General features: G+C 64.3%; 8 protein-coding genes. 1 reads left to right on the forward strand and 7 read right to left on the reverse strand.

All coding sequences use genetic code 11. From position 1 onward, the window contains the following. Nucleotides 1-132: 132 nt before the first annotated feature. The 6 genes from WAZ62_RS16860 to WAZ62_RS16885 all read right to left on the reverse strand — a co-directional run bounded on the left by WAZ62_RS16860 (nucleotide 133) and on the right by WAZ62_RS16885 (nucleotide 5,764). Nucleotides 133-543, reverse strand: coding sequence for a hypothetical protein (locus WAZ62_RS16860; protein ID WP_422644698.1), 411 nt, complete (start codon nucleotides 541-543; stop codon nucleotides 133-135). Between the two features lie 100 nt (nucleotides 544-643). Further along, nucleotides 644-1,657: a polysaccharide pyruvyl transferase family protein gene (locus WAZ62_RS16865; RefSeq protein WP_422644699.1), complete on the reverse strand. Its 1,014-nt coding sequence runs from the start codon at nucleotides 1,655-1,657 to the stop codon at nucleotides 644-646. 19 nt (nucleotides 1,658-1,676) lie between these two features. Beyond that, complete coding sequence (locus tag WAZ62_RS16870; RefSeq protein ID WP_422644700.1) at nucleotides 1,677-2,981, reverse strand: hypothetical protein; 1,305 nt, start codon at nucleotides 2,979-2,981, stop codon at nucleotides 1,677-1,679. Beyond that, entirely contained in the window at nucleotides 2,887-3,621 is a 735-nt protein-coding gene (locus WAZ62_RS16875; protein WP_422644701.1) for an ABC transporter ATP-binding protein, read from the reverse strand. Before WAZ62_RS16875 ends, WAZ62_RS16870 begins: the two co-directional genes overlap by 95 nt. After that, a complete protein-coding gene (locus tag WAZ62_RS16880; protein WP_422644702.1) occupies nucleotides 3,621-4,403 on the reverse strand; it encodes an ABC transporter permease in 783 nt (260 codons plus the stop codon). Before WAZ62_RS16880 ends, WAZ62_RS16875 begins: the two co-directional genes overlap by 1 nt. A gap of 251 nt (nucleotides 4,404-4,654) precedes the next feature. Continuing rightward, nucleotides 4,655-5,764: a GSCFA domain-containing protein gene (locus WAZ62_RS16885; protein ID WP_422644703.1), complete on the reverse strand. Its 1,110-nt coding sequence runs from the start codon at nucleotides 5,762-5,764 to the stop codon at nucleotides 4,655-4,657. A gap of 278 nt (nucleotides 5,765-6,042) precedes the next feature. Between WAZ62_RS16885 and WAZ62_RS16890 the strand changes: the two genes are divergently transcribed. Then, nucleotides 6,043-7,260 carry a polysaccharide pyruvyl transferase family protein gene (locus WAZ62_RS16890; protein ID WP_422644704.1) on the forward strand — a complete coding sequence of 406 codons (1,218 nt, stop codon included), beginning with the start codon at nucleotides 6,043-6,045 and terminating at the stop codon, nucleotides 7,258-7,260. A gap of 77 nt (nucleotides 7,261-7,337) precedes the next feature. Here the strand turns inward: WAZ62_RS16890 and WAZ62_RS16895 are convergent. Beyond that, nucleotides 7,338-8,504, reverse strand: a 1,167-nt coding sequence (locus WAZ62_RS16895) for a polysaccharide pyruvyl transferase family protein (RefSeq protein WP_422644705.1), incomplete at its 5' end; no start/stop codon positions are given.

Here is an 8,504-nt window from a genome sequence, read left to right on the forward strand (position 1 = left end):
GGGCAAGCGGATCCGGCGCGGCCGGGCCGCTGGTGACGAGGGATTGGGCCAGCGCGGGGCTGGCGCCAAGGCCAGCCGCGAGGGCAAGCCCGGAGAACAGAAGACGCAGCGACATGGTTCGCATCCGGATCATCACGATGGGCTTCGCTGGCTGGTGGTTCCGCCGGCAGGTGCCGTCGGCGCGCCGACAAAGCGGGGGTCCGCTTCTCCGGGGACGAGAACCAGGGGCACGGTCACCACCCATTGCCCACCCTGCTCGCAGACCACGCGGTGGATGGGCAGGCCACCGGTCAGTGGGGTCAGGACGACGGCAGCGCAATTCTGGCCCAGCGCGGACACGAAGGAACGCTCGATGGTCGGGGCCCAGGGCCGGCCGGCGGTATCAACCAGCGGGGTGGCGCCAAAGCCGCCAGCGCCCGCGATCAATCCGCTGCTGGCCGACATGTCGCCCGAAGTCGCTGGCGCCATGCAGCCGCCGAGGGACAAGCCCCCCGCCGCCACCAAAGTGAACACGATCGCCCGTCGGCGCGAACAGGACCTCATCGACAGTACCCTTCCCCCTTTGGCCAGGCGGACAATACTGCCTTGACGGCAGGTGCCGCAAGACAATGGACCGCGTGCGCGGCAGCAACTGGACGATGCCTCAAAGTCTGATCTCCGCGATATGCCCCGGCAAGGCCGCGACATCGATAGGTCCGGCGCCTTCGCCCTTGAAGGGGAAAGCCGCCAGCAAGGGTTCGGGGTCGAATTCCGGGGGACGGGCGAAGCGATCGACCGCCGCGATCGCATCCGCCCAGTCGGTCTCGTTCACTGGGCGTCGGGCATAGGTCGTGAGGCGGGTCCGCCCGCTTCCCAGACCATAGTCGATCATGCGGTGGTCGAGGCCGTCGCAGGGGCCGGTCAGATCCCACGCGGTCGCCCCCCGGCCCTTCTTGCCAAGGGCAAGGGCGGGGATGCCGAAGGCCTCGGCGATGACCAGCCCGTGAAGGCTGGTGGAAATGATCCGCCGACAGGACAGGATGCGGCGGATGCAGGCAAAGAGCGCGGCAGGCTCCGCCAGCGTCCAGGTCGGGATCAGGCGCACGCGTCCGGCCATCTCCGGCGGAATGCGATAGCGCAGGATGTCCGCCTTCGGGCGGGCATCCGGGCTGACGGCATCGAGTTCGGAGACATGCGGAATGATGCCAAGGTCATGCACAGGCTCGGGCGTCATCGGAAACAGCCGGGGCAGCAGCAGCGCGGGATCACCGTAAACTTCCGGCGCCTCGATACCCGCATCCCTCAGCACGGCCCGGGTCAACGGGCCGCGGGTGGCATGGACATGGAAGATTCCGCCCGGATGACGCGGCCGGCCCTCGCCGTCGACCGGCCACAGCCTGCGCTGCGCCCCGGTGCCCCAGAGGTGGAGAATGCCACCGTGCAGATCCTGGCCGATGGTTCCGAGCGCCGCGATCCGCTCCACGTCCTCGTCGAAATGGGCGTGGCGGACCCGCCTCCCCGACAGCGCGGCGACGATCACGGGACTGAGCGCGTCGCCGAGATTGGCGCTGCGCACCGTCTTCGTCGTGGCGGCCCAGGTCACGGCGAGTTCCGGCGCCGGGCGCAACGACGGCCCGGCCGCGCCATCACGCCCGAAGAGACGACCGAACCACGCCATGCCTCCTCCCGCGCCCCGGTCAGACCATGTGGTCGCGAACGCCAGCCCAGATCAGGCGGCCGATGACCAGCGACACCAGCGCGCCCAGGAAGGTGAAGAACACCGTCTGCGCCCGGTACGGCAGGCGTGCTTCGGACGGCAGGAAGGGCGAGACCACGTCGACGACATAGAGTTTCTGCCGGCGGGCCTCGACCAGCGCCGAGTCCAGCGCCCCTTGCGCCGAAGCGTAGGACTGTTTGGCCAGTTCGCTCTGCAGCACGAGGATGCCATATTGCTCCAGCGTGCCCGACCAGGCGGTGTCGCTGCCGGTCAGCCGCGCTTCCTCGATCTTGATCTGCTCCTGCAGGCCGGCCAACCTGTTGCGCAACTCGGCGAGACGCGGCACTTCCCCGCGTGAAATATCGCGAACCGCGCGGATCTCCGCCTCGATCGCCGCCGCCTGCCCCTTGAGGGACGAAATGATGCTATTGACCGACATGGAGGTCGCGGTCGGGTCGATCGCGCCATGCTCGTTGCGGAATTTGGTCAGGGCGATCTCGGCTTCGCGCAGACGCTGCTCGGCGCTCTTCAACTCGTTCCGCGCCAGTTCGGTCAGGTCGTGTTCCGAGCGGCCGTTGAAATCATTGATCAGGCTTTCCGCCTGATCGGCGAGAACCGTCGCCATCTTGTAGGCCATATCCGGCTCGAATGCCCTCGTCTCGAGCACGATCATGCCGCTGATCTCGTCGAAGTAGATACTGACGATGCCGCCATAATACCGGTAGAAGGCCTCGTCATCCGCTTCCGCCTTCAGCCGCGAATAGGAATCGATCTTCTCGTCGGAAAAGGCTTTCCGCAAGTCGAGGGCCGATTGGAGCTGGATCAGGGCGTTGCGGGATTCGATGTAACGGACGACCGAGAAGGACTCGTCCATCGCCCGCCCCATCACCGAACCGCCCTTGAGGAAGCTCAGCGCGCCCTTGCCGCCGCTGCCGCCCGACTCATAGGAGGTCTTCACCTGAAACACGGTGTCGACCTGATAGACGTCCGAGGCGAAGCCATAGATGTAGACGGCCGAAATCGTCGTCGGCAGCAGCAGGACCAGCAGGCTGAACAGCGCCGAGCGGATCTTGCGTCGGCGCAGCACTTCCCGGCTTTCGGCCATGGGCAGCGGCGTCAGGGTGACCTGACGGGGACGCTCGGTTTCCTCGAAATCACCATCGGCGAATTCGTCACCGAGGAAATCGTCCTCAGTATCCCGCCTCGGTGGCCTCTGGATCCTCGGCGGCCTCGCTGCTCGCCGCGCATCCGCGGTAGTATCGGATGGCTTCGTCGATTGTGTCATGGTGTGTCAGAACACCTCGGTGCAGGACGTAGGCGACGTCGCAGTATGTGCGCACGAAATTCGTGCGGCTGGTTGCAAGAACGAGGGTGGAATGCTGTCGCAATGACTGCAGCGTATCCTCGGCCCTGCGGCGAAATTCGTGATCGTGCGTGGCAAGCCAGTCATCGATCGGATAACAGTCGAAATCCAGCGCCGCCGCTGTCGCGAACATGACCTTGGCCATGGTGCTCGAAGGCAGGTCGCCGAGCAAGACATCCATCTTGGCGCCAAGATGCGCGAAATCGTCGACGCGCCGGATGATATCGGGCGCCGACCGGCCGTAGAGCTGGGCGGTGAACCTTATGTTGTCGCGCGCGGTCATGGAGCGGATCAGCCCCGTGCGCGCCCAGACCGGCCAGCTGACGGTCATGTTGTGATGCACGACCCGGCCGACCAGCGGCTTCTCGATATTGCACAGCAAGCGGACCAGAGTGGATTTCCCCGAGCCCTTTGTGCCCAGGATCGCCACGCTCTGCCCTGGCGTGATGGCGAAATTGACATCGTGAAGGGCCGTCATGATGCGGCCCCGATCGTAATAGCGGACGCTCACGCCATCGAAGCCGATGATCCGCTCGGGCATTTTCTGCACGGGACTGGCCATCAGCCGACGTCCTTCCGCTTGCGCGCGGCCCGCTCGAAGATCAGCGCGAAGAGGGCAAGGCCGATCAGCCAGCGCATGGCATAGCCAAAGTCGGCGTAATCGGCGCTGTATTTGCCGAAATACTCCTGCCGCATGATGTCGTTCAGATGCAGCAGCGGATTCCACAGCGCGAAGCCATGCAGACTGTACGGGATTTCGGGGATGACGAAGAACACGCCGCTGGTCAGCATCAGGATGCGGAGACCGACCTGAAGCACCGGACGCAGGATCCGTACCCGGGCGAAGAGAGCGTTGAATATGATCCCGCCGAACAGCCCGTAAAAGCCCGAAACGATCAGCAACATGGCGACATAGGCCGGCCGATAGATCGGCCCCGACACGCCGGCGATGATGAAAACGCCAAACGTCACGAACGACAGGACCACATAAAGCACGATGTTGACCACGCCCCGACCGAGCGCGATGTCGAGCATCGTCACCTGTGGAAAAAAGGCGTAGCGCTCCGCCGACATCGACGTCATCGACACGAACAGCAGCGTGCGCCGGAACATCCAGAACATCAGCACGCCGGTGGCGATGAAGGGAACAATTTCCATGCCGCGGTGGATACCGCTGCCGGTGAAATAGCGAATGACCGAGAAAATCCCGATGGCGATCGACAGACGGCCGAATTCGGTCCACACGCCGACGAAATTGAGCCCCAGCCGCGCCTTGGCCTCGCGGAAGGTCACGGCGCTCAGCACGCGCAGCTGATTGTCGATGGCGTTCAGAGCGTCATTCATGAACTGGCGATGGCCCTGGCTGAAGCAGTTCGAATTCCCCCGGATCCTCGCCTGGCGACGATTCGTTCCGTCTTTATTGGTCCCTCAGGCTCGCACCGCAAGCGGTAATTCGGGCGAATCAGGTCCAAATGCGGCAACGCAGCATCCGCATATGCTCGATCGTGATGCCCCGCAACGGATGCCGCGCGGCGCAACAACGACGAATTACGCTCGCGGGGCCGAGGGCGCCGTGACGTTGGTCACAGGGATCGCTACTTTCGTGCCCGGAAGCGCTTGAGGAGGCGCCGTATCAGGCCTTTCATGCCCTTGCGCCTGCGTGGTGCGGCCGGCGCGGGTTCCGGCTCGGGCTTGCCCCGCGCCATGGCTTCGTGGCCTTCGCGGGCGATCAGGCGATCGAGTTCCTGCGATCGTCGAAACGCCTTGAGCAGCGCCGCATCGTTCAGCCTCGTCTCGCAAAAATAGCGCTCGAACAGACGCATGTTGAAATTCAATACATGTCCATAGACATGCCGACGATCCGGACCCCACTGGTGACTATAGAGATCGTTCACGACCTCGTAGCTGGGGAAGAGGTACAGCCGCCCATCCCCTTGCGCGGTGGTTTGCATGAATTCCTCGACTGCCGAGCGCAGGATCGCCTTCGAGGCCCCATTGGCGACGATGCAGGCAAGATCGCGGAACGTGGCATAGAGCGGGATCGGCGAAACCGTGAGGACGATGGCCGCCTCCGGGCGATGTTCGCGGATCAACTCGTGAATGCGCCTCAGGTTGGCCAGGTTCTCGCCATGGGTGGACAGCCGGAATTTGTGCCGCGACGGATCGTGCTTCTCGATCGGAACCGCCCGCCAGAACACTTCCCCCGTTGGCTCGTCGTACCAGATTTCCGAAAGCCCGAGCGTGATGATGAAGACTTCCGCCGCGTCGAACAGGGCCTTTGTTTCGATGCGCACCTGCTCGTCATAGCCGAACGAGCCGGCATCGTAGCCATGCCACAGCGCGGCCTTGGGGGTCTTGTTTTCCCAGGCCCATTCGAACTGCTGACGGATGGCGAAAGTATTGACGATGCCGTCGCCCATCTTGGTGATATAGGCGGCATTATCCTGCTTGGTCAGAATATTGAAGCCGAGCTTCAGGAAGTGCTTCGAAATATTCTCGGCAAAGCAACTGCCGAAGGCAACGATGGGGGTCTTCGCGGTGATGAAGCGACGCCGGGGCATCCATCCCTTGGCGATATAGGTCGAAACGACATCGTCGGTTTCGAGGGACGAATCCCGTGGATAATAGTTGGTATCGTCCCCGCGGAAGAAGGAACTGCTCGTCTTGAGCTTCTTCCCGTCCTGAACGATGTCGATCAACGGCATGGTGCATCCCCCTGTGACATCGGATTTTCACCTTCCTTCCCCCGGGAGCACAAGGGGCGTGGCCGCGCCGGCCGCAACGGGAATCGCGATTGAAGCGGCTGGACTTCCCGGACTATCCTGCCGCCGGTATCGGATCCGGGCCGGCCTGCGCCGGGACACCCGGAACCTTGAAGGGAAACGGACGGCCATCGGCCTGTCCTGGCCGGGCGGGGCGCTGCCCGTGGATCAGGACGGCGGAAGGATCCCTTTCCCCAGGCGTCAAACCGGCGAGGCCCCTCGTGAAGCATGATCAATCCGTCGTCCTCCTTGGTTTCTTCGCGCGCGGCAATGCGGGGGACGAGGCGTTCCTTCATGTCCAGTACGAACTGCTGAAGGACAAATACAACATCATCGTGCCGATCGAGCACAAGAACGCCCACCCCGATTTCCGGTCCTGGTATCCCTACACCGAATGCGAAGTCATCAATTATGACGACATTCCCCGCGTCTACGGCCAGGACGTGGTGGGTCTTCACATCGGCGGCGGTTCCCTGGCGTTCGGCTTTTCCGGCCAGTTCCTGATGACCGCGCTTGATGCCGGCAAGAAAACGCTGATCAGCGGCATCGACGCCTCGCTGAAGCCACGCCTGCCCCCCGACCATATCCGCTTCGACATCTATAACCGGCTGGACTTCCTGTCGGTGCGCACGATCAAGTCGCTGGACAATCTGCGCAAGAACGAAGTCCCGGTGCATCATGGCGCCGACTGGGCGCTCGGCCTTGGCGTGATCGAGCCCCCGGCGCACAAGCGCGGCGGTGCCCTGGTGACCATCCGCGCCTTTGGCGAGCCGCCGGGCGACGAGCATCGCCGCGACATGCTGGCCCTGCACAAATATCTCGAGAGGCAGGGCCATCGCGTGCGCTACCTGCCCTTTGCCCCCGATGATCGCGATTTCCTCGACCACATGCCCCATGTGAAGCCGGACATGATCGAGAATGTTTGGTGGGATCCGCGTCAGGTGAAGGGCCTGATCAAGGCCGCCGATGTCGTCGTCAGCGTCGGCCGGCTGCACACACTGATTCTGTCCATGACCTGCCAGACCCCGACCTTCGCCATCGACCCCAAGATCATGTCGGGCGGCCGCCACATCCTGAACCGCAAGAATCTGAGCTTCGCCGATGAAGTGGGGCTGACCTTCTTCCATTCGGTCGACGAGATGTTCGAGGCTTACGGCGACGATTTCAACACGAAGGTCGTCCCCCACGATTTCCGGCCGGATTATTACCAGCGGCTGGAATCACAGCAGGGCTTCATCCGCCAGATTCTGGAAGCCGAACGCGGCGCGATGCCCAAGCGGGGCGAGCCCGGCCACTGGTCCGGACCGACGCCGGGCGGCCGTCCGGTCGAGGACACGCTTCTGACCCTGAAGACGGAAGAAGAAGCCCGCGAGGAAAAGCGCCGACTGAAGCGCGAGGAAAAGCGCCGCGAGAAGCTGGAAGCGCGGGGCAAGGCCTGATCGGCCGTCCTCAGGACCCGGCGGGAATGGCCACGCCAGGCCGTCCCGCCGCCCTCGCCCCCCGGCGGTCAAGCGGGTCAGATCGAGTTTGCCGCCCGATAGCGGGCGATGATGTCCATCATGCCGGTGATCGAGCGCTCCAGCCGGCCCTGGGCCGCAGCCAGCTTCCGGCTGGACACCCCCTTCAGCGGACCTTCGGTCGCGGCCAGCAATTCGGGGACGGTAGCGAATTGGGCCAATCCCCAGTCGGCGCAGACCGCGTCGATCTTGGTGATCGATTTCCGCCCTGAAGGCAGGCGCAGTGGCGGCACCAGCGAGACCGTCGGCACGCCGAGGCTCGCCGCGAAGATCAGCGGATGCAGGCGCCCCACGCCGATGACCAGCCCGCTCGCGCTGATCAATTGCTTCACCCGCCGGGGGTTCCACCAGTGTTCGAACGTCGGCGCCAGTGAATCGAGGCCGAGTTCCGCCGTGTTGCGCGCGTCTTCCGGACAGAACGGCAGAAAGGCGGGGTGCCAGCCCTGCGCCTTCAGGCCATCGACCAGGGCCTGGATTTCCAGCACATAGCTGTAGGGCACCAGGTGAAGCGGGAACTCGCGCAGGACAATCAGGGCCCGGCGGCTGGAATCCGCGACATCCTCCGCCTCGTCCTGGATCAGCCGGATCGCCCAGTCGGCGCCGTAATCGGCTTCGACTCCCAGTTGGCGGCAAATGTCAAGGCCATGGCGGGTGCGCACCATCACCCGACTGAATCCCCCGAGATAGGCCTTCATCTGCGCGGCATCGATCACGCGGCGCCCGTGCACCACCTGGCGATCGGGCGGATCGCAGCCGGGCATGTCGAGACCGGGCAGGTCGACGCCGGAAATGAAGGTCGGAATGCCGCGGGCCCGGGCCTCGAAGACCAGATTGGCGGCAAAGCCGACCGCAAGGCCGCCGCCGCCGATCATCATCGCCGCGATCGGCCGCCCCTCGTCGAACATGTCGAGATCGCATTGATGGCGGATTTCGCAGCGGTTGTAGGGATACCAGTGCTGAAACCCGTCGACCGCGCCGAAACTGTCCACCGCGACGATGACGTCGAAATCCGGGGCGAAGGTCTCATAGATGGTCTGGAACAGCGCTTCGTCGCCGCAATTGCCCCGGCCGTAGAAGCCGGCGATGACGACGATCGGCCGGACGGACGGCAACGCGGGCGGCGCTTCGACGGGCACCGCGCGCGGGCTCTCGAGGCGGAGCAGAAC

The sequence above is a fragment of the Zavarzinia sp. genome (genome assembly GCF_049306435.1).
Classification (GTDB): domain Bacteria; phylum Pseudomonadota; class Alphaproteobacteria; order Zavarziniales; family Zavarziniaceae; genus Zavarzinia.